The sequence below is a fragment of the Halanaerobium sehlinense genome, from assembly GCF_055379485.1.
In genome coordinates, this window is record NZ_AP042442.1 from 1,866,117 (window position 1) to 1,887,591 (window position 21,475).

Sequence of the window (21,475 nt, forward strand, 5' to 3'; positions counted from 1 at the left end):
CTATGCCTCCCTGCCATAATCAAAGTCTTCTGGGTTTGTAATAATTTCTTCACCAATTTCTAAACCACTGACTATTACATAATCTTCATTCCCATTTAAAATTAAAACTTCTTGAAATTCATACTTATTATATCCAGTTACCTTAAGCACTCCCTGACCTGAAAGCTGATTAAATACTGCTTTACGAGGGATTTTAATTCCACGATAAATATTTTTTATAATATTTAATTCAATTCTTCTTCTGTTAATCCACTGAGGAATAAACTGTTCAACCTCTATTTGAAAAAATGTTTTCACTAAATTATGTCTAATATTTGTAATTCTTGCTTCATATAATTTTTCTGTATTCTTTTCCTCTAAAAATATCAGCTCACCAATATTAAATCTATCAGATTGAGAATTTGGAACTTCTACCATCAAATATAACTTAAAATTATTAATAATTCGGTATAAAGCATCCCCTTTTTTTATTCTATCACCAGAAAGAAGGTGTCTATAATCACCCTGCAGCTCAGAAAAATTATTTAAATTAATTTGATCTAAGTTATTAGGATTAAGCTTAGATTCTAAACCATCAACAGCAAAGCTTACTATTCCTGCCTTTTTATTATATATTTTTTGTTCTTGAGCAGCAGATTTGATTACTGCTAATTTTTTACCTGAAGCAAGTCGGTCACCTTCACCTGCTAATAATTCAACCCTTCCCTTTAAGGGAGATCTTATCACCGTTTCATCTCTAATAATCAATACATCTGACCAAAACCCATCTACCACTTCTCCTTGAGCAGCCAAAATGCTTTCAAACCTCGCCGCTCCAAAAATCTGAATTCCTATAATCAGAGCAATCAAAAAAATAAAAATTATTACAAAAGGCTTAAAACTGATGTTTTTCTTTTTTGACATTCAAATCACCTTCAAAAGAAAAGGATAATTTAAATCCTGATGTAATTACATCAGGATTTAATTATTATTATCCTTTTTTATTTCTTAAAAAAGCTGGTATATCAAGATCATCACCAGAAAAACTTTCCATTTCAAATTCTTCTTCCGGCATTTCATTTTCTGTATTTTTAGCTGCAGCTTTCTTCTTCGGGGTAGAATCAAAACCTGTAGCTATAACTGTAACTTTAACTTCCTTCTCTAAACTCTCATCAATTACAGCACCAAGGATAATATTTGCATCCGGATCAGCAACTTCTTGAATTACTCGAGCAGCTTCATTTGCTTCATGAATTCCCAAATCCATTCCACCGGTAATATTTAATAAAACACCCCGAGCACCATCAATAGAAGCTTCTAACAATGGTGAGGCAATTGCAAATTTAGCAGCTTCAGTTGCTCTATTTTCACCATCAGCAGTACCGATTCCCATTAAAGCTGAACCTGCATCGGTCATAATAGTTTTAACATCAGCAAAGTCAAGATTAATAATACCAGTTATAGTAATTAAATCAGATATCCCCTGTACTCCCTGCCTTAAAACATTATCTGCAATTTTAAAAGCATCCATTAAGCTAGTCTGCTTTTCAGCAACCTCTAATAAACGATCATTTGGAATTACAATTAGGGTATCCACTTTATTTTTTAACTCTTCAATACCATTTATGGCATTGTTCATTCTTTTCTTACCTTCCACCGTTAAGGGTTTAGTTACAACTCCAACGGTTAAAGCACCCTGCTTTTTTGCCGCTTCCGCTACTACTGGAGCTGCACCAGTTCCAGTGCCTCCACCCATTCCAGCGGTAATAAACACCATATCAGCACCATCAATTGCCTGAGCAATTTCTTCTTTATTCTCATCTGCTGCCTGATAACCAATTTCTGGATCAGAACCAGCACCAAGACCTCTGGTTATTTTTTCACCAATTCTAATTGTTACTCCAGCATTTGAAGCCATTAAAGCCTGAGCATCAGTATTAATAGCAACAAACTCAACTCCATCAAGGCCTTCCTCAATCATTCTATTGACGGCGTTATTACCACCACCACCAACACCAACTACTTTTATATTTGCAAATTGTTCAATTTCTGTTCCAATATCAAACACTAATTTTCCCTCCCCGTTAAGGATATTATGTAAGCATCAATTTTTTAGAAAAATTCACTAAACCAATTCTTTAATTTATTAAAAAATCCACTTACAATTTCTTTACTATTATTACTGCTGTTACTACTAACATTACTATTTTTGGCATCTCCATTTTCTATAGCAAATTCGATTAAACCAACTGCTGTAGAAAAGATTGCCCTTGGTATAGTATCACCCTTTTTTATATATACGGGATTATCTATAACATTTGACAGTCCACTGACATAATCCGGTTCTCCAATTCTTACTGGTAATTCAGTTATATCAGAAGCAAGTTTTTCTGACCCCTCTAACAATGAGGCTCCACCAGTTAATATTAAACCAGCAGGAGTTAAATCCAATGAGCCAGTACTATCAAGTTCTTTTTTAACGAGATTAAACATTTCATTCATTCTTGGTTCAATTACCTGACATAACATTTTACGAGAGAGCTTTTTTCTTTCTTTCCCACTCGCAGCTAATACCTCAATCTTTTCAGATTCATCAATTTCAGCCGGAAGAACAGAACCATGCATGATTTTAATTTTTTCAGCTTCAGAAACAGGTGTTCTTAAACCTACAGCAATATCATTACTTACATGATTACCTCCAACAGGTAAAACTGAAGTATGAGCTATACTTCCCTCATGAAAAACTATTACATCTGTTGTTCCTCCACCAATATCAACTAAAACAGCTCCTAGCTCTTTTTCATCCTCAGATAAAACTGCCTGACTGGAAGCAAGTGGCTCCAAAACAACCTCATCTACACTTAAACCAGCTCTCAATACACTCTTAACTAAATTTTGAATTGATGTTGATGCACCTTTAATTATATGAGTTTCAACTTCAAGCCTAACTCCTGACATACCAAGTGGATCTTGAATTCCTGGACTACCGTCAACAATAAATTCTCTTGGAAGAACATGTAAAATATCCTCCTCAGCTGATACAGGAATAATTCTTGCTGCATCAATAACTCTTTTTATATCACTTTCCTTAATTTCCTTCTCATCTCCAGTAACTGCAACAACTCCATGACTGTTGATAGACTTAATATGCGATCCAGCAATACCAACATAAGCAGAATCAACCTTTTGGCCGGCCATTCTTTCTGCTTTTTGAATAGCGCTTTTTATTGCATGACTGGTTTTATCTATATCAACAACAATACCTTTGCGGAGGCCGTTAGATGGGGCTAAACCAATACCAATAATTTCAATATTGTTTTCTCCACCTATCTCTGCTATTAAAGCGCAAATCTTGGTAGTACCAATATCAAGTCCAGTAACTATCTTTCTTTTTTTCACAACAGTCTACCTCCTTTCTAATCAAATATTTATTAATTTCATTTAAATAATCAATACTTTAGGCTTACATAAATTAATTCAATATAAATACTTATTTCCCTTCATCTCTGTGAAAATAATTTTATTTAAACTTAACTACAGGATGTTTTACAACCTGCAGATTAATATAGTCAATTTCTGTATCCTGATTATTATCTAAAATTGAATTCAAAATAGCAAATTTATCTGCCAGCTGCTCATTTCTGCCAAAATTCACTCCAATACCTGATTTTAAATATAATTTATAAATATTATTTTGAAATAATATTTTATTGATTTCAGCTAGAAATTCAGCTTCCAAATTATTTAAAACCTTTAACATTTCATCACTCACTGCTGGCAAAACAATTTTATCCTGGTTGAAATAATATGGAAAACCTTCAATTTGTGGTGATTTAAGCTCAGTCTCTAAACTTTTTTCGTTTAAAATAATTCCATCAGCTGAAAAAATAAGTTTTTGATTATTATTTTTTAGCCAGGCTACCGCTCTTCTTTCCTCAATAACTACATGAACCGTTGAAGGAAAAGCTTTTTCAATTTTAACTGAAGATATTAGATTGTGTTCTAACAAATTGTTCCTTAAATCATCTTCATTTAAAAACAACAAATTATCTCCATAAAATTGATTAATATTTTTTCTTAGCTCATTCTTGTTAATTTCATTTCTAGAATGAAAAACAAAGTCTCTAATGTGAAAAAAAGGAGAAAAGAGGAATGATAAAAAAGTTAAAAATATAAAAAACAAAATCATTAATACAATTTGATATTTTTTCTCCATTAATTATCCCTCACATATCTGAGCTTGTAAATAATCACCTGGGCTCTAATAAAAGTTTAGAAAACTCAGTAATATTTCCAGCACCTACAGTTAAGATTATATCCCCTGCTTCTACCTCAGATAATAATTTTTCTGCTATTTTATTGAAATCTGAAATATAATCACATTTCACTGCAGAATTTTTTGCAATCTTTTCTGCAAAATTGCTAACAGAAATATTATAATTATTTTTTTCAGAAGCAGAAAAGATATCTGTTAAATAAACTTGATCTGCGTTAACAAAAGAATAACTAAAGTCTTCTAAAAATGTTTTAGTTCTACTGTATCTATGTGGCTGAAATACAACTCTGATTTTATTATAATCCATATTTTTTACAGTTTTTAAGAGTTCTTTAATCTCAGTTGGATGATGAGCATAGTCATCAACAATATCTACTTTTGAATTTAAAATTTTACCTTTAAAATCAAATCTGCGTCCAACTCCACTAAATTTTTTTAAAGCGGTTTTAATATATTTTGTTTCAATATTTAATTTATAGGCCGCTGCAGAAGCAGCTAATGCATTGTATAAATTATATTCTCCTGGAACAGAAAGTTTAATTTGAGCCTCAGATTTTTCCTGATGATAAAAATCAAAACTACTTTCAAAATTGTTATATTTTATGTTTCTAGCTGTATACTCTCCCTTATTTAGAGAAAATATACTAGTTTTAACCCTGTTTTCAAACAAAGAATTTAGGTTCACATTGTCTTTATTATATAATAGAATAGCTTCTTTGTCATTCTTATCTGCAAATCTTTTAAAAATATTCATAAATTCATTCAAATCCTGGTAAAAATCAGGATGATCTAACTCTAAATTGTTTAATAAAAGTAAATAAGGATCAAAATATAAAAAAGAGCCATCACTTTCATCTGCTTCAGTTATGAAATATTCACCAGCTCCATCTGCTATATTTCCGTTCAATTCTTTTAAATACCCACCAACCATAACTGCAGGATCTTTTTTAGCTTCTTTAAATATTGCTGCTAACATAGCTGTTACTGTTGTTTTGCCATGAGTTCCTGCAACAGCAATAGTTTTTTTATCTCTCATTAAATATGAAAGCATTTCTGCTCTTTTTAAAATTTTAATATTTTTTTGTCTGGCTGCTTTAAGCTCTGGATTATCATCAGGAATAGCACTGGTCTTAACTACTATATCAGCCCCACTAATATTATCAGCATCATGACCAATAAAAACTTTTATCTTATATTTTTTTAATAAATCAAGATACTTACTTTTATTTAAGTCAGAACCACTTACTTTGTATCCTCTTTCAGCAAGTATTTCTGCTATCCCACTCATTGAAACTCCACCAATACCAATTAAGTGTATATGAGAATTTTTCTTTAACAATCTGATCACCCTAAATTTTTAATATTTATCACATAATTTAATTATTTTTTATTTAATCTTTCCACAACTTCAATAATGTTTTTAAGAGCATTTTTTTGTGACATTGACTCTGCCGCTGCGGCCATTGACTTCAATTTTTGCTCATCCTCAATAATATCTATAACTCTTTTTAACAAAAGACCTGCATTTAGTTCTGATTCTTTAATTACCACTGCTGCTCCTCTTTTAGCAAGTGTTTCAGCATTTACTGCCTGATGGTTTTCAGCAGCCGCAGCAAAAGGAATTAAAATAGAAGGTTTGGCACAGGTAGTTATTTCAGCTAAAGCAGTTGCTCCTGCCCTGGAAATTATTAAATCAGCTGCAGCAAGCGCGAATTCCATTTCATCTAAATAATCAATTACTTTAATTAATGGATCTTCTAGATTCAAATTATTACTTTTCAAATTATTTTTCAATTCTTTATAATTTTTTCTACCAGTTAAATGTAGAATCTGAACTTTATTTTTTAAGGCATATTTATAAAGCTCTAATATATTCTGATTTATTACTTCGGCTCCTAAACTTCCCCCTGTAATTAATATTGTTTTTAATTTGGGATTTAGATCAAGATTTTGATAAGCTTTTTGACGATTTGTATTGATAATTTTAGGCCGTACTGGATTACCAGTTATTTCAATTTTTTGATTATCAACTTTTAAATAACCAGCAGATTCAGCAAAATTTAAACAAATTTTATCAACAAAACGAGACAGCAATTTATTGGTTATTCCGGGATATGCATTTTGCTCATGAATTAATGTTTTCTTTCCCAGAACTACTCCAGCTAAAACAACAGGGCCAGCAACAAAGCCTCCTGTCCCAATAACAAAGTCAGCCTTAAACTCCTTTATTATTCTCAATGAATTCAAAAAAGATTTTAGATTATAAAATAAAGAAGTAATTAATTTAAAAGAAATGCTGCGAGGTAAGGGTCTAACAGAAAGCCCCTTAAAATCAAAGCCTGTTTTAGGTACAATATCAGCTTCCATTCGCTGTTTAGATCCTAAATATAAAATTTCCCAACCTCTTTTTTTTAATTCTTCTGCTATGGCTAAAGCTGGATAAATATGTCCTCCAGTTCCTCCACCTGTAATTACTGCTCTCATAAATTTATCATCCTTCAACATAACAAGAAATATTAAGTAATAAAGCTAATGCTGTTAAATTAATAACCAAGGAAGATCCTCCATAACTAATTAACGGTAAAGTGATTCCTGTTACTGGCATTAATGAAGTAACTACAGCCATATTAATTAAAGCCTGGATAACAATCATTGAAGTTATTCCAACTGCCAGCATTGAAGCAAATGGATCATCAACTCGAGCTGCAATTCGCAACCCCCTCCAACTGAGCAAGAAATAAAGACTAATTATAAAAAGAGTACCAATCAGCCCAAACTCTTCTCCCAGGACAGCAAAGATAAAGTCTGTACCTGGTTCTGGTAAATACAAAAATTTCTGATGACTGTTTCCAGCTCCAACTCCAAAAAGCCCTCCCGAACCAAGTGCAAGTAGTGATTGAATAATATGGTAACCGCTATCTAAAGGGTCCTGCCATGGATTTAAAAAAGTTAATAACCGCTCCCGACGATATGGTTCAGAAATTATTGCTCCAAAAGACAGCAGAATAGCTGCAGAACCTAAAACAAAGAATAATGATATCTTAATCCCTCCAACAAAAATCATAGCTGCTGCAACTGTAGATAAAGTAACAGCTGTCCCTAAATCAGGTTCCATTAAAATTAAAAATGCCATTAGTCCAATCACAGTTATTGGAGGTAAGATTCCTTCTTTGAATTTTTTCATTTTTTCTTTATTTCTATCAATATATGCAGCCAGATAAATAACCAGAGTGAATTTGGCCAGCTCAGACGGTTGAAAACTAACCGGCCCCAGAGGAAGCCACCTCCTTGATCCACCAGCCATTCTTCCAATCCCAGGTATTAAAACTAAGATTAAAAAGCCTAGAGCAATTAAGAGAAAATACGGTGCCAAAATTTTTAGCTTTTCATATTTAAGTTTGTAGATAACTAATGAAATAACAACAGCAACAACTAAATATTTAAGCTGATTATTAAAAAAATAATAGCTGTTAGAAAAGAGCTGTTCCGCTTTAATAGAACTGGCAGATAAAATCATAATTAAGCCGCTCAAAACTAAAGCTAATATTGTAAATAACAAGATAAAATCAGGCCGCTTTTTGCGCATAATTACTCCTTAATCAATATATTTTAAAACTGTTTTTCTGAAAATTTCTCCACGTTCCTTGTAACTACTGAACATATCCCAGCTAGGACAGGCTGGAGACAATAACAATGCTCTATCCTGCTCTAATTTGTTAGATCCTAACTCAGCAGCAGCTTCCATACTTTCTACTTTAAATATTTCTAGATCACTGTTTTTAAACAAAGAAGCAATTTTGTCAGCTGTTTCACCAAGCAAAATTAGAATTTTTACCTTTTTGTTAATAATATCTTTCAATTTAGTAAAATCAGCATTTCTATCCTGGCCACCTGCAATCAGGATAATATCTTTATCAATACTGGCCAGTGCTTTCAAAGTTGAATCTGGATTGGTGGCTTTAGAATCATCAATAATTAAATAATTATAGCTGTTATTTATAATTTCCATTCGATGTGACTGAAGCTCATAATTCTCAGCTGCCTGCTGAATTTTTTGAACACTTTGTCCCAAAAGGTAAGCAGCAAGTGCAGCAAAAGCAGCATTTTTTTGATTATGTTCTCCTGGTAAGCTAATTTTATCAAAATCTAGTAAATTTATTTTATCTTTTTTATAATAAGCCTGATTATTTTTAATAATTAAATCTGCATCCTGATGTTTAAAACTCAGTCCGATGACATTTGCCTGCAGCTGCCCTTTTAATTGCTTAAGATAAGTATCATCAAAATTCAGTAGAGCATAATCAGTTGTGTTTTGGTTGCTAAAAATCTTTCTTTTAGCTTTTTTATAATTCAACTCAGTCTGATGCCGATCCAGATGATCTGGACTGTAATTTAAATAAATTGCAATTTTTGCTTTAAATTCTCTAACTGCTTCTAATTGAAATGAACTTAGTTCAAGAATAACTTTTTCGCCCTCTTTTAAATCTTTGATGATAGATATAAAAGGCAAACCAATATTCCCAGCAGCCTTAATTTTTTTGCCATTTAAGTCAGATAACATAGCTGCCAGCAGTTCAGTTGTTGTTGTTTTTCCATTTGTTCCAGTTACTGCAATTATTTCTGCCTTAGATTGTCTGAAAGCAAATTCAATTTCACTAATAGTTTCGATGCCCTGCTGCCTTGCTTTTTTTAGAATATCTAAGTCATAAGGAACTCCTGGACTCAGAATTATTAGCTCACTATCCAAAATTTTGCTGCCTTTTGAACCGAGATCATATATAATATTTTCATCATCCAATTGAGCTATTAAATTTTCTAACTCCGCTTTAGGCTTTGCATCAGAAACTATAATATTTAAGTCAAAGTTTAGCAAATATTTTACAACTTCTAAACCAGTTCTTGGGCTAAAACCCAAAACTGCTATCGTTTTATAATCTAAAGTCAATTAAATCTAACTCCTTTAATTTAGTTGTTAATATACAGAACAGTTAGACAAGAGAAATTAAGGCAAATAAAGATAACAAAATAGTTATTATTGAAAATCTAAATACAATTTTGTTTTCTGCCAGACCACTCAATTCAAAATGATGATGAATTGGAGTCATCTTAAAAACTCTTTTACCTCCTGTAATTTTATAATAAGGAACCTGTATCATAACCGATAAAGTTTCTAAAACATATATTCCTCCAATGATCAATAAATAAATTTCAGTAGCAGTTAAAACTGATGCTGCTCCCAGAAAAGCTCCTATTGCAAGTGAACCAACATCACCCATGAAAACTGAAGCTGGATTTGCATTAAACCACAAAAAAGCAGTGCTGCTGCCTGCCATAATTAGCATCAGTAGGGAGTATTCTGGAACTGAAAGCAGATAAAATAGAGCTGCAAATGCCAGGGTAACAACAGCAGTTATTCCAGCAGCTAAACCATCTAAACCATCAGTTAGATTAACAGCATTAGAACTTCCAATTACAACAATAAAAGCTAAAATGAATTTAGCTATAAATCCTATTTGATATTCTCCCCAAAACGGAATTATTAAACTCTGCTGTTCTAAAATATAAACCGCAATTACAGCAGTAACTCCAGCTGCAGCTATCTGCATAACAATTTTCTGCCAGGCTTTTAAACCTAATGATCTTTTTAATTTAATCTTTAAATAATCATCTAAAAAACCGGTTAACGCCATTATTATTGTGGTAAATAAAATTGTAATAATTTCAATCTCTAATGGCAGCATTATTAAAGATACAATTATAAAAACTGAAATTATCAATAAACCACCCATAGTTGGGATACCAGCTTTTTCTAGATGACTTTCTGGTCCATAATCTCTAACCTGCTGGCCAAAATTTAACCTTTTTATGTAATTAATGAAATAATTTCCACTTAAAATAATAATTATTAAAGGGAAAGTATAAGCCATAATATACTGCATTATAATGCTCCTCAATTATTCTCCACCTTTAGTTCAGCAGCTATTTCTTCTAATCTATTTGCACGCGAACCTTTTATCAGTATTAAATCTCCTTTTTTCATTTCCTGTCTCAAAAATCTTATGCATTCAGTATTATCATCAAAACCAAAAATTTTATTACTGTCCATGATAGTTTCCGCTCCAGCAGAAATTGCTGCTGCTTTTTGCCCAATTGTTATTAAAATATCCAAACCTTTTGCTGCAGCATACTCACCAATCTCACGATGTTTTTCTACACTACTTGAACCTAACTCCAGCATTGAAGATAAAACAGCTATTTTTCTTTCTGCCCTTTTTTCAATTAGAACATCAACTGCTGCTCTAACCGCTAAAGGATTTGCATTATAGCTATCATTAATTATTTCCACACCATTATCAAGTTTTATAAATTCCATCCTTAATGATGAAATTTCAGCTTTTAATAAGCCTGCTTGTATTTCAGAGATTTTAAGACCTAAATTAAAAGCAATTAAAATAGCAGCCATGGCATTATAAACATTATGCTTACCTGCTTTATTTAATTTAAAATTATATTTATTTTTTTGATAAGTTAAACTAAAACTTGTTACTTCAGAATCCTCATCATAAGAATATGATAATGCCTGCAGATCAGAACCTCTTTCAAAGCCAAAATAAAGTTGTTCTGCCAAACTCTCTTTTCCCATTTTTCGGGTATATAAATTATCATAATTTAAAATCGCTGTATCAGATTCAGTTAGGTTATCTATTAATTCTTTTTTGGCCTCTGCAATATTTTCCAAACTACCCAACTGTTTTAAATGAGCAGCAGCAACATTTGTTACAACTCCAAAATCAGGTGCTGCAATCTTACTCAATAAATCAATTTCACCAAAGCCACTCATTCCCATCTCTACAACCGCAATTTCTTCAGAATCAGTTAATCTCAATAAAGTAAGTGGCAGACCAATATGATTATTATAGTTACCCTCAGTTTTTAAACAGTTATATTTTTGTGATAAAACAGAATAAATTAAATCTTTAGTAGTAGTTTTACCAGCACTACCAGTAACTGCTATTAACTTCAGATCTTTAAAACTCATTCGATAATTATGAGCGATAAGCTGCAGTGCTTCTGTAGTATCTTTTACTTTTAAGACAGCAGCATTGCTTTTAGCAATAAAATTATTTTTTAGCTCACGATCTACTATTAAAGCTGATGCTCCATTTTTAACAGCATCCTCAAGATATTGATGGCCATCCTGATTTTCACCAATTATTGCAATAAATAAGTAATTATCTTTTACCTTTCTACTGTCAATTACTATTTCTTCGATAATTAAATTTTCACTCCCCTGAACAATTTCAGCTTCTGAAAAGTTAATTATCTCTTTTAATTTTAAATTTTGCATTTATTTTCCCTTCATTTTTTCAGCTGCTTGAAAAGCAACCTTTCTATCATCAAGTTCAATTTTTCCATCTTTTAAAACCTGATACTTTTCATGTCCTCTTCCAAGCAGCATAACCAGGTCATCTTTTTCAGCAATCTGAACAGCCTTTTCAATAGCTTTTTTGCGATCAGCTATAATTTCATAATCACTAAAACTTTCAGAAAAACCTTTCTTTATTTCAGAAAATATTTGTTCTGGATCCTCACTTCTGGGGTTATCATTACTCACAATTGTATAATCCGCATATTTTTCAGCCAGTTCAGCCATTGCAGGTCTCTTGCTGCGGTCTCTATCTCCACCACAACCAAATAAAACAATTAACTTATTTTTTTCCATAGCTGCAGCAGTTTCCAAAACATTTTTCATTCCATCTGGTGTATGTGCATAATCAACTACTATTTGGAAATCCTGACCAGCATTAATGATCTCAAACCTTCCAGGTACAGAATTAATTTTAGTTAATGCTTTTTTGATAACTTTTTCGTTAATACCTAATAGATTAGCTGTTAAAATAGCTGCGAGTGAATTATAGATATTAAAAATACCACCTAAATTCAGCTCAAATTTAGATTTTAGTTTGCCACCAGTCCTATATTCCATTCCTTGCGAATGAAGTTTAAATTGGGTTGTATAAAGATCTGCTGTTTCGGAGTCCAGACTATAGGTATAATTATCCCCTTGAGATTTAGATTTTATATAATCACTGTTTTGATCATCATTATTTATGACAGCATAATTATTACTTTTTAACTGTGAGAATAATTTTGATTTTACTTCTCTATAATTTTCTAGATTTTTATGATAATCGAGATGCTCTGGGCTAATATTAGTAAAAACTGCAGCTTTAAAATTCATACCATAAACACGATATAGATCTAAAGCATGAGAAGAAACTTCCATTACCCCATATTTAATGTTTTGCTCTCTCATTTGAGCAAAATATCTATAAAGATCAACCGACTCAGATGTAGTCCTTTTTGAACTCAGCTCCTGCTCTCCTATTATATTTTTAATAGTCCCAAATAAAGCCGCCTTATTTTTATATTCTTTTAAAATATTATATAAAAGATAGGAAGTTGTTGTTTTACCATTAGTCCCGGTAATTCCAATCAAATTTATATCTTTAAGTGGATCACTAAAAAAATTTTTAGCAGCTTCAGCCATTATTTTGCGGCTGTTTTTCACTTTTATATAAGTTACACCATCTTTATATTTTGCTATTTCTTTGTCAAAAATTACTGCTGATGCACCTTTTGCTGCAGCCTGAGATATATATTGATGTCCATCAGTTTCAAAACCACTAATTGCTATAAATAAATTACCTTTTTCAATCTCTCTCGAATCATACTTTATTTCTGTAATGTTTTTAGCTAAATTTCCTGACTTCAGTTCATAATTTATATTATTTAATATTTTATTTAACTTCACTTTTAATTAACCTCCAGCATCTTAAAAAATGATTAATTTTAATAATTTAACGAAGTTTTAAATTGATTTTCTTAGAACTTCTTATTCTTTTTCCAGGGTAAACAGATTGTCCAATAACCTTACCGGATCCATCTAAAATTAAGTCCAGACCTTTTTGTTTGGCTAATTTTAAAGCCTCTGCAGCTTCCATCCCTCTAAAGTCTGGAACTACTAACAATAATTCTTCTTTATAATTCTCATCACTAAATAACCAAACTGTTGAATTATAGTTTGTTACTGTTCCAGAGTCTGGAAGTTGTGCTTCAATTAATTCTCCGTCTCCAATTAGTTTAACATTAAATCCCTGATCTCTCAAATTACTTTCAGCCTCTAAAAAATTTTTCCCAATTAAATTTGGGACTACAGCCTCATTCTCATTTGTATTATAACCTTTTTCTAAACTAGTATCTGGTTTAACATTTAAATAATTTAAAATGTTCGAAGTTAAATTTCTAAAAACAGGTGCTGCAGTTTGACTTCCATAATAGGTTTCACCTTTGATATCATATAAAATTGTTAAAACTACTAAATTTCTCTCATCAGCTTCCACAATCCCAATAAATGAAGAATCATATATATCCTCATTGTAATGTTTTGCAGTCCCTGTTTTACCACCTATTTTATATCCCTCAATTGCTGCTTGTGTCCCTGTTCCTGTTTCAACAACCTGTTTTAATAATTCTTTTGTTTTATCTGCTGTACTTTTTGATATCACCTGTCTTACCATTTCTGGGTCATTAATGATATTCTCAGAGCTATTTCCGGTATCAACTTTTTTAACAAGCCTGGGGCGCATCAGTTTGCCACCATTAGCAACCGCAGAAATAGCAGTCGCCAACTGAATAGGAGTTACAGATAAACCATGACCAAAAGAAAAAGTTGCTAATTCAACTGGGCCAATTCGATCATATTCTGGAATAATCCCCCTGGCTTCAGCAGGTAACCTGATTCCCGTTTGTTCTCCAAAACCAAAGGCTTTAATATATGAATAAAAAGTTTCTTTACTCATTTTAAGTCCAACCTCAACAAAACCCGGATTACAGGAATTTTTTATAACCTCAGCAAAGCTCTGTTTACCGTGACCATACCTGCTCCAACAGTTTATTTCTTCTCCTGCTACATAGATATGAGCAGGATCAGTTAAAATATCATTTTCAGTAATAACCCCTTCTTCTAAAGCAGAAGCAGCAGTTATTATTTTAAAGGTAGAACCAGGCTCAAAAACATCATTAATTGCTCTATTTCTCCAATTTTGATCTGGATATTCTCCAAATTCATTTGGGTTAAATGTTGGAGTATTAGCCATCGCTAAAATATCGCCATTTGAAGAATCCATAACAATAATTGACCCACCAGAAAAATCAAATTCCTCTTCCGCATTTTCCAGCTCTTTTTCAGCCATATACTGGATAACTTCATCTATTGTTAAATGAACATTATATCCATCTCTCCCTGGTACAGTCTCTCTGATTCCGTTTGGAATTGTTTTGCCCTCTGCATCTCTTTCTACAATCATCTTACCTGACTTGCCGCTCAAATGATTATTGTATGAAAGTTCAAGACCATTTAAACCATTATTATCTATTCCAGTAAAACCAATGATATGAGAAGCTAGCTCTCCTTCTGGATAATATCTTTTACTTTCTTCTGTAAAGGTAATTCCTTTTAAATTCTTTGCCTCAATTTTTTGATACAATTCATCTTCAATTTTACGCTGCAGGAATATTGCAGCAGCATCAGAGGTTATCCTGCGATAAATTGTATTATAACTAATACTTAATAAAGGAGCCAGTTCAGATGCTGTTTTTTGGGGATTAATAACATTATCCGGCAGAGCAACTACAGTCTTAGCCGGTAAGCTGACTGCAAGTTTCCTGCCGGTATTGTCATAAATCATTCCTCTTTCTGAATCAATTACAAATTCTTTTACACGCTGGCTTAGTGCTTTATGTTCGTATTCTGCACTATTAATAACTTGAATCCAAACAAGTCTTAGTGCTAGTATTATAAATAAAAAAAATAAAACTGCAAAATAAAACATTACTCTATTTTTTACATGTTCATTAAAGTCCCGCAAATTTAATCCTCCTATTCAAGTGATTCCGCCTGAACAGTAACTACTTCTTTAATTATTTTATCATAAATTTGCGCTAAGAAAAACTTTTCTTTTGGAATATCCGCCATATATATTTCTTCTTTTCTAAATTGATTATTATAAACCAATGTTTCTTTTGATTTAGCTTCAATCATATTTAATTCTTCTTTTGCAATTTTTTCTATTTCTGCCAGAGAAGTTTTACTTGCCAACTTAACTTCCAATCTTTCATTTTTTGCCTGAATAGTCTCCAATTTTTTTTCTAAATTTAATAACTTTGCACTTTGTTTGTTAATATTTAAAACTTGAGAAACATATAATAAAATTGAAATACTAATAAAAACCAACATAAATATATATATAATGGTAAATGCCTGTTTTTTTACATTAGTAAAATTATAAGATGATTCATTTAAAAAATTACTTTGCGTATCTAGATTAGCATAATTTTGACTATGATGCATCTCTGTCCCCCCTTAAGAAATCAGATCTTCTCGGCTACTCTCATTTTGGCACTTTTAGATCGTGGATTAAATTTTTTTTCCGAATCAGAAGCCTGAATTGGACTTCTGGTTATTACTTTAACTTCTGCCTTTTTGTCACATACACAAATAGGAAAGTCAGGTGGGCAGGTACAATCTTTAGCTAAATCCCTAAATTTATGTTTTACAATCCGATCCTCTAATGAATGAAAAGTAATTATTACAAGTCTGCCACCTGGATTTAAAAAAGAAACTGCTTTATCTATTAAATTCTTTAACTGCTCTAATTCATTATTCGTTTCAATTCTCAACGCTTGAAAAGTTCGTCTAGCTGGATGACCACCACTTCTTCTGACAGCTTTTGGAATAGCTGCCTTAATAACTTCCACCAGTTCACCTGTTGTCTCAATTTCTTTTTCTTTTCTCATCTTCACAATAAATTCTGCAATTCGAGCTGACCAATTTTCCTCTCCATACTCACTAATAATTCTTTCCAGTTCAGCTTGAGAATAATTATTTACTATATCCTTTGCTGTTAATTTTTGTGCTGGATTCATTCTCATATCTAATGGACCATCATTTTGATAGCTAAAACCTCTTTCAGGATTATCCAATTGGGGCGAAGAAACCCCTAAATCAAAGAGCATTCCATCAACCTTTTCAATACCCAACTTTGCCAGAACCAGATCAATTTCCTGAAAATTTGCATGCTCTAAAATTAAAGACTCATTATCTGGGAATTTATTCCTCACTGCTTTTATTGCAGCAGTGTCACGATCAACTGCAATTAATTTGCCTGCAGCTGACAATTTATTTAAAATCTCTGAACTATGCCCTGCTCTACCTAAAGTACCATCTAAATATATGCCGTCTTCTTTAATGTTTAAATATTCTATTGCTTCTTTTAACAAAACTGATTGATGTTTGTATTCCATTATAATCCTTTCTAGATTCCTAATTCTTCCATTGCATCCGCAAAATCTTCATAGGAATCTTCTACATTATCCATGTAGGTGTCCCAATTTTCTTTGGCCCACAATTCAATTCTATTTGCTAGACCAATTATTACAATTTCATGTTCAAAATCTGCATAATCTCTCAAATTTATTGGTAAGGAAACTCTTCCCTGTTTATCTAATTCACATTCATTAGCACCTGAGAAAAAAAAGCGGACAAAATTACGGGCATTTTTACTTGTCATTGGTAAGGAAGTTAATTTTTTTTCTAACTCTTTCCACTCATCCATTGGATATAAAAACAAGCAGTTATCAAGACCTCGAGTAATCACAAACTCTTCGCTAAGTTCTTCTCGAAGCTTTGAAGGTATGATTAAACGGCCTTTTTTATCCATATTATGAGTATATTCTCCCATAAACATAATATCACTTCCCACTTTCCACCCTTTTTCTCCACTTTCCACCACTTAATAATTTTATTCTACATATAATGGAAAAGTCCTTTATATTTTAGAAAAAAATTATTATTTTTTAAAAATAAATTCTAAAGATCAAAAAAATAAAAGCCCACCTCTAAAGGTGGGCACAATTTCAATCATCATCTAAATATAATTTTCTAGCTCTTGAAATTTTATTAAATCCATATTTTCTTTTCAATTTGTCAATAGTTTGATCAAGTTGATCATCTGACTCTGCAAATAAGTTTAACTGCTCTTTCCCTTCTTGACAAAGATTAGAAACTCCAACTCCCAGCAAGCGTAGAGGCCTTTTTAATAAATTATCATCAGCTAAAAGTTTTTTTGCGATTTGATAAATTTCTTCACTGCTGTTAACTGCAGTTTTTAAAGATTTTTGCCTGCTGTAAGTACTAAAGTCTGCATAACGAACTTTAATAAAAATTGTCATCCCTTTTAAAGAATTGCTGTGAAGACGAAAAGAAACTTTTTCACTCATTTTAAATAGGTAAGCATATAATTTATCCTGATCACTAATATTATCAATAAAAGTTTCTTCGTGGCTTACGGATTTTATTTCATTCTGGCTTTTTACTTTCCGATTATCCATTCCACGAGAAAGAAAAAACAATTTCACTCCGGCCTTTCCAAACTTATCTTTAAGTTCTTCTAGAGAATAAGACCAGACATCTCCAGCTTTATAAACTCCTTCTTCTGCTAACTTAGCAGCAAAGACTTCTCCCACACCCCAGATTTTATTAATATCTAAGTTGTACATGAATGATTTAATTTTATCTTCCCTAATGACTGTTAAGCCATCTGGTTTTTCAAAGTCAGAAGCTAATTTAGCCAGAAATTTATTGACTGAAACTCCAACAGAGATTGTTAGTTTTGTTTTAATTTTAACTTCATTTTTTATTTGATTAGCAATTTCAACTGCATCTCCATATAATTTTTCACAACCATTGACATCTAAAAAAGCTTCATCAATTGACAATTTTTCTACCAAAGGTGTATATTTATTTAAGATCTTAAAAACTTCTTTTGAAGCTTCTTTATATAAATTATGTCTGGCAGGTAAATAAATACCCTTGGGACACAGTTTTTTCGCTTGAGCAATTGGCATTGCAGAGTGAACTCCAAATTTTCTTGCTTCATAAGAAGCAGTTGAAACAACACCTCTATTGCTCAGGCTAACCCCACCAACAATTACAGCTTTCCCCTTCAATTGAGGATTTTCCCGCTGTTCAACTGCTGAAAAAAAGGCATCCATATCTGCATGTAAAATATGAAGTTTAGCCATTATTAATTACACTCTGCTAAAGCAATTTCAACTAATTTATCCAGGAGTTCCATATAAGAAATCCCGACTTCTTTAAATAAAAGTGGATACATACTAAACTTTGTAAATCCCGGCATAGTATTAATTTCATTAATTAATATAATATTTTCTTTTTCATTAACAAAAAAATCTAACCTTGAAATACCAGCTGCTCCTATTGCTCTAAAAGCTCTGACCGATAAATCTCTGATTTTTTTTCTGCTTGCTTCAGAAATTTCTGCAGGAATTATTAACTCTGTATTCTGATCCTCATATTTGGCCTGGTAATCATAGAAGTCGTGGGTAGATATAATTTCGCCAGCTGCAGAAACCTCAATTTGATCTCCAGAGCCAAGAACTGCAGACTCAATTTCTCTAGCCTCAACATTGCTTTCGATAATTAACTTATTATCATATTTAAATGCCTCATCTAAAGCCTTTTTAAAAGAATTTAATTCTTTAACTTTACTGATTCCAATACTGGAACCCATATTAGCAGGCTTAATGAAAAAAGGAGTTTCTAAATCATCAGCTAATTTTTGAAAAAGATTTGGAAGCTCCTGCTTATATAAATCCTCTTTTTTTAATATTTTAAACTTGCTTTGAGGAATATTATTGTAAGCAAATATCTCTTTCATTAATGCTTTATCCATACCAACTGCAGAAGAAATTAGATCACAACCAATATATTTAATATTTAAGGTATCTAAAAAACCCTGTATTTTACCGTCTTCTCCGTAAGGACCATGTAAAACTGGAAAAACTAAATCTATTTTATTTTCTAGGATGTTTAATACTTCATGGTCTAAAATATTTTCTCTATTTACATCAGGAACTTTTTTCTGTTCTCCAAACAAAATAACTTCTGACTCTACAGGAGAAAGAAAAAATCCCTGTTTAGAAATTGCAATTGGATAAATTCTATATTTTTCTTTACTAAAAGCATTGTAGATAGAGCGTGCTGATAAGATAGACACCTCATGTTCTGCTGAACGACCACCAAAAAACAGGGCAATATTAATCTTTGAATTAGACAATAGAATCCCTCTTTCCAATCTTAATTATTAAAATAATTTATTTTCATTACTTTTCTAACTTTTTTCATTGTTTCTGCTGCTTCTTCTCTTGCCTTAGCAGTACCTTCCATTAATATTTGATCAACCAATTCTGGATTTTCAAGATATTTTTTTCTTCTCTCACGCATTGGATCTAAAAATGAATTTAATTTTTCGGTAAGACACTTTTTACAAGCAACACAGCCAATTGTACCCGCTCTACATTTTTCTGCAATCTCAGCTGACTCTTCTGAATTAAATGCTTTATGGTAATGAAATACCGTGCATACTTCAGGGTGACCCGGGTCATCTTTATGAATTCTGGCTGGATCAGTTTTTGCCTGCATTATCTTTTTAGCAACCTCATCTCTGCTGTCACTTAAATAAATAGCATTTTTTAAACTTTTACTCATCTTATTTTTACCATCAAGCCCCATTAACCTAGGGAAATCACTAATCAAGGCTTCTGGCTCTGGGAAAATCTCTCCGTACATATTATTGAATTTACGCACAATTTTTCTTGTCTGTTCTATATGTGGAATTTGATCTTCCCCAACTGGAACTAGATTTGCTCGACAAAAAGTAATATCCGCTGCCTGACTAACTGGATAACCAAGAAACCCATATGACATCTCTTTATATCCGTACTGTTCAGCCTCTGATTTAATAGTAGGGTTATGGCGCAGCTGATTAACTGTAACAATCATTGAATAGAAAATTGTTAATTCTGCTATTTCTGGTACAAGTGATTGCACAAAAATTGTAGTTTTTTCTGGATCTATACCAGCAGCAAGATAATCTCTGGCAACCTGTCTAACATCTTCACTTAGCTTTTCTGGTTTTTCAAAATTAGTTGTTAAAGCCTGAACATCAGCAATTATTAAAAAAGTATCATATTCATCCTGAAGTTCAACTCTGTTTTGTAAACTACCAACATAATGTCCAAGATGTAGTTTACCAGTTGGCCTATCACCTGTTAAAATTCTTTTTTCTTTTTTCTTTGACAAAATCATCACCCTTTTTCTTATATAATAGATTATACTTGAATATCTAAATAATTTCTGCTAAAATTAAATTAGAAACAATAATGATTATTAATTAGTTAGGAGGATTAAAATGGCTAAAAAGACTAGAATGACTAAACAGCGCAAGGCAATTTTAAGAGTTTTAAGGAGTACTAAATCTCATCCGACCGCTGATTGGATATATGAAAGAGTTAGAGAAGAAATACCAAATATTAGTCTTGGAACTGTTTACCGCAACTTAAATGTTTTAGCCGAACATGGTAAAATTAATGTTTTAGATTATGGAAGCAACCACAGCCGATATGATGGTGATCCAGATCATCATTACCATTTTCGCTGTGTAAAATGTGGTGGGGTTTTTGATTTAAATATTGACTTAACCGCAGATTTAAATACAAAAATAAATAATGAGACTGAATTTATTGTTCACTCACACCGATTAGAATTCAGTGGTGTTTGTCCAAATTGCCAGCAGAAAAATTAAATTTTTTCTGCTTCTTTTTTTGCTAAATTATCTACTTCTTCATTATAAAAATCCCCACTATGACCTCTTACTTTTTGATAGCTTAAATCAAAATCAGAGGTTAAATCGTCTAGTTCCTGCCATAAATCCTGGTTAGCTACTTCTTTTTTGGAAGAAGTTTTCCAACCATTCCTTTTCCACCCTTCTATCCAACTAGAAAGTCCATTTAGAACATAGCTGGAATCACTGTACAGCTCTATCTTACTATTTTGAGGAATAATTTTCAAAGCCTCAATTACAGCTTTTAATTCCATTCTATTGTTTGTTGAGTTTTTTTCGGATCCTACAACTGTTTTTAATTTTTCAGAAGCAGAATTTAAAATTACAGCTGCATAACCACCTGGACCAGGATTACCAAGACAGGCTCCATCAGTATAAATTTTAAATTCAGTATATTCTTCAATATTCTTTTCTGATTCTTTAAAACATTTATCAGTATCTTCCTGCTCTAACT

At 32.0% G+C, this 21,475-nt stretch carries 20 protein-coding genes; 1 reads left to right on the forward strand and 19 read right to left on the reverse strand.

Features of this window, described 5'->3' with window-relative positions:
* From ACZ446_RS09150 to trpS, 18 genes are all read right to left on the reverse strand, one after another.
* A complete protein-coding gene (locus ACZ446_RS09150) occupies nucleotides 1-903 on the reverse strand; it encodes a biotin/lipoyl attachment domain-containing protein (protein ID WP_464392264.1) in 903 nt (300 codons plus the stop codon).
* Nucleotides 904-970: 67 nt separating this feature from the next.
* Nucleotides 971-2,047: a cell division protein FtsZ gene (gene ftsZ, locus ACZ446_RS09155; RefSeq protein ID WP_464392265.1), complete on the reverse strand. Its 1,077-nt coding sequence runs from the start codon at nucleotides 2,045-2,047 to the stop codon at nucleotides 971-973.
* 44 nt (nucleotides 2,048-2,091) lie between these two features.
* Nucleotides 2,092-3,378 carry a cell division protein FtsA gene (gene ftsA, locus ACZ446_RS09160; RefSeq protein WP_464392266.1) on the reverse strand — a complete coding sequence of 429 codons (1,287 nt, stop codon included), beginning with the start codon at nucleotides 3,376-3,378 and terminating at the stop codon, nucleotides 2,092-2,094.
* Nucleotides 3,379-3,499: 121 nt separating this feature from the next.
* Complete coding sequence (locus ACZ446_RS09165) at nucleotides 3,500-4,195, reverse strand: cell division protein FtsQ/DivIB (RefSeq protein ID WP_464392267.1); 696 nt, start codon at nucleotides 4,193-4,195, stop codon at nucleotides 3,500-3,502.
* A 34-nt stretch (nucleotides 4,196-4,229) separates the two neighbouring features.
* Nucleotides 4,230-5,594: a UDP-N-acetylmuramate--L-alanine ligase gene (gene murC, locus ACZ446_RS09170; RefSeq protein WP_464392268.1), complete on the reverse strand. Its 1,365-nt coding sequence runs from the start codon at nucleotides 5,592-5,594 to the stop codon at nucleotides 4,230-4,232.
* 41 nt (nucleotides 5,595-5,635) lie between these two features.
* Nucleotides 5,636-6,739 carry an undecaprenyldiphospho-muramoylpentapeptide beta-N-acetylglucosaminyltransferase gene (murG, locus tag ACZ446_RS09175; protein WP_464392269.1) on the reverse strand — a complete coding sequence of 368 codons (1,104 nt, stop codon included), beginning with the start codon at nucleotides 6,737-6,739 and terminating at the stop codon, nucleotides 5,636-5,638.
* A 7-nt stretch (nucleotides 6,740-6,746) separates the two neighbouring features.
* Nucleotides 6,747-7,841 (reverse strand): putative lipid II flippase FtsW, encoded by a 1,095-nt coding sequence (gene ftsW / locus ACZ446_RS09180; RefSeq protein WP_464392270.1) that lies wholly within the window; start codon nucleotides 7,839-7,841, stop codon nucleotides 6,747-6,749.
* 9 nt (nucleotides 7,842-7,850) lie between these two features.
* Nucleotides 7,851-9,200, reverse strand: a complete 1,350-nt coding sequence (gene murD / locus ACZ446_RS09185; RefSeq protein WP_464392271.1) for a UDP-N-acetylmuramoyl-L-alanine--D-glutamate ligase — start codon at nucleotides 9,198-9,200, stop codon at nucleotides 7,851-7,853.
* Between the two features lie 43 nt (nucleotides 9,201-9,243).
* Nucleotides 9,244-10,194 (reverse strand): phospho-N-acetylmuramoyl-pentapeptide-transferase, encoded by a 951-nt coding sequence (gene mraY, locus ACZ446_RS09190; protein WP_464392272.1) that lies wholly within the window; start codon nucleotides 10,192-10,194, stop codon nucleotides 9,244-9,246.
* 11 nt (nucleotides 10,195-10,205) lie between these two features.
* Nucleotides 10,206-11,603 (reverse strand): UDP-N-acetylmuramoyl-tripeptide--D-alanyl-D-alanine ligase, encoded by a 1,398-nt coding sequence (locus ACZ446_RS09195; RefSeq protein ID WP_464392273.1) that lies wholly within the window; start codon nucleotides 11,601-11,603, stop codon nucleotides 10,206-10,208.
* Entirely contained in the window at nucleotides 11,604-13,070 is a 1,467-nt protein-coding gene (locus tag ACZ446_RS09200; protein WP_464392274.1) for a UDP-N-acetylmuramoyl-L-alanyl-D-glutamate--2,6-diaminopimelate ligase, read from the reverse strand.
* A 46-nt stretch (nucleotides 13,071-13,116) separates the two neighbouring features.
* Complete coding sequence (locus ACZ446_RS09205) at nucleotides 13,117-15,186, reverse strand: penicillin-binding transpeptidase domain-containing protein (RefSeq protein WP_464392275.1); 2,070 nt, start codon at nucleotides 15,184-15,186, stop codon at nucleotides 13,117-13,119.
* Between the two features lie 11 nt (nucleotides 15,187-15,197).
* Entirely contained in the window at nucleotides 15,198-15,668 is a 471-nt protein-coding gene (locus ACZ446_RS09210; RefSeq protein ID WP_464392276.1) for an FtsB family cell division protein, read from the reverse strand.
* A 20-nt stretch (nucleotides 15,669-15,688) separates the two neighbouring features.
* A complete protein-coding gene (gene rsmH, locus ACZ446_RS09215) occupies nucleotides 15,689-16,621 on the reverse strand; it encodes a 16S rRNA (cytosine(1402)-N(4))-methyltransferase RsmH (protein ID WP_464392277.1) in 933 nt (310 codons plus the stop codon).
* A gap of 11 nt (nucleotides 16,622-16,632) precedes the next feature.
* Nucleotides 16,633-17,064 (reverse strand): division/cell wall cluster transcriptional repressor MraZ, encoded by a 432-nt coding sequence (gene mraZ, locus ACZ446_RS09220; protein WP_464392278.1) that lies wholly within the window; start codon nucleotides 17,062-17,064, stop codon nucleotides 16,633-16,635.
* A 169-nt stretch (nucleotides 17,065-17,233) separates the two neighbouring features.
* Nucleotides 17,234-18,400 carry a DNA polymerase IV gene (locus tag ACZ446_RS09225; protein ID WP_464392279.1) on the reverse strand — a complete coding sequence of 389 codons (1,167 nt, stop codon included), beginning with the start codon at nucleotides 18,398-18,400 and terminating at the stop codon, nucleotides 17,234-17,236.
* Nucleotides 18,401-18,402: 2 nt separating this feature from the next.
* Entirely contained in the window at nucleotides 18,403-19,455 is a 1,053-nt protein-coding gene (locus ACZ446_RS09230) for a D-alanine--D-alanine ligase family protein (protein WP_464392280.1), read from the reverse strand.
* Between the two features lie 20 nt (nucleotides 19,456-19,475).
* A complete protein-coding gene (gene trpS, locus ACZ446_RS09235; RefSeq protein WP_464392281.1) occupies nucleotides 19,476-20,480 on the reverse strand; it encodes a tryptophan--tRNA ligase in 1,005 nt (334 codons plus the stop codon).
* Nucleotides 20,481-20,589: 109 nt separating this feature from the next.
* On the opposite strand from trpS, the gene ACZ446_RS09240 reads away from it, so the two are divergent.
* Entirely contained in the window at nucleotides 20,590-20,982 is a 393-nt protein-coding gene (locus ACZ446_RS09240; protein ID WP_464392282.1) for a Fur family transcriptional regulator, read from the forward strand.
* On the opposite strand, the gene rnhA is transcribed toward ACZ446_RS09240, so the two are convergent.
* Complete coding sequence (gene rnhA, locus ACZ446_RS09245) at nucleotides 20,979-21,425, reverse strand: ribonuclease HI (RefSeq protein WP_464394391.1); 447 nt, start codon at nucleotides 21,423-21,425, stop codon at nucleotides 20,979-20,981. The two genes, ACZ446_RS09240 and rnhA, sit on opposite strands and share 4 nt — an antisense overlap.
* Between the last annotated feature and the right edge of the window lie 50 nt (nucleotides 21,426-21,475).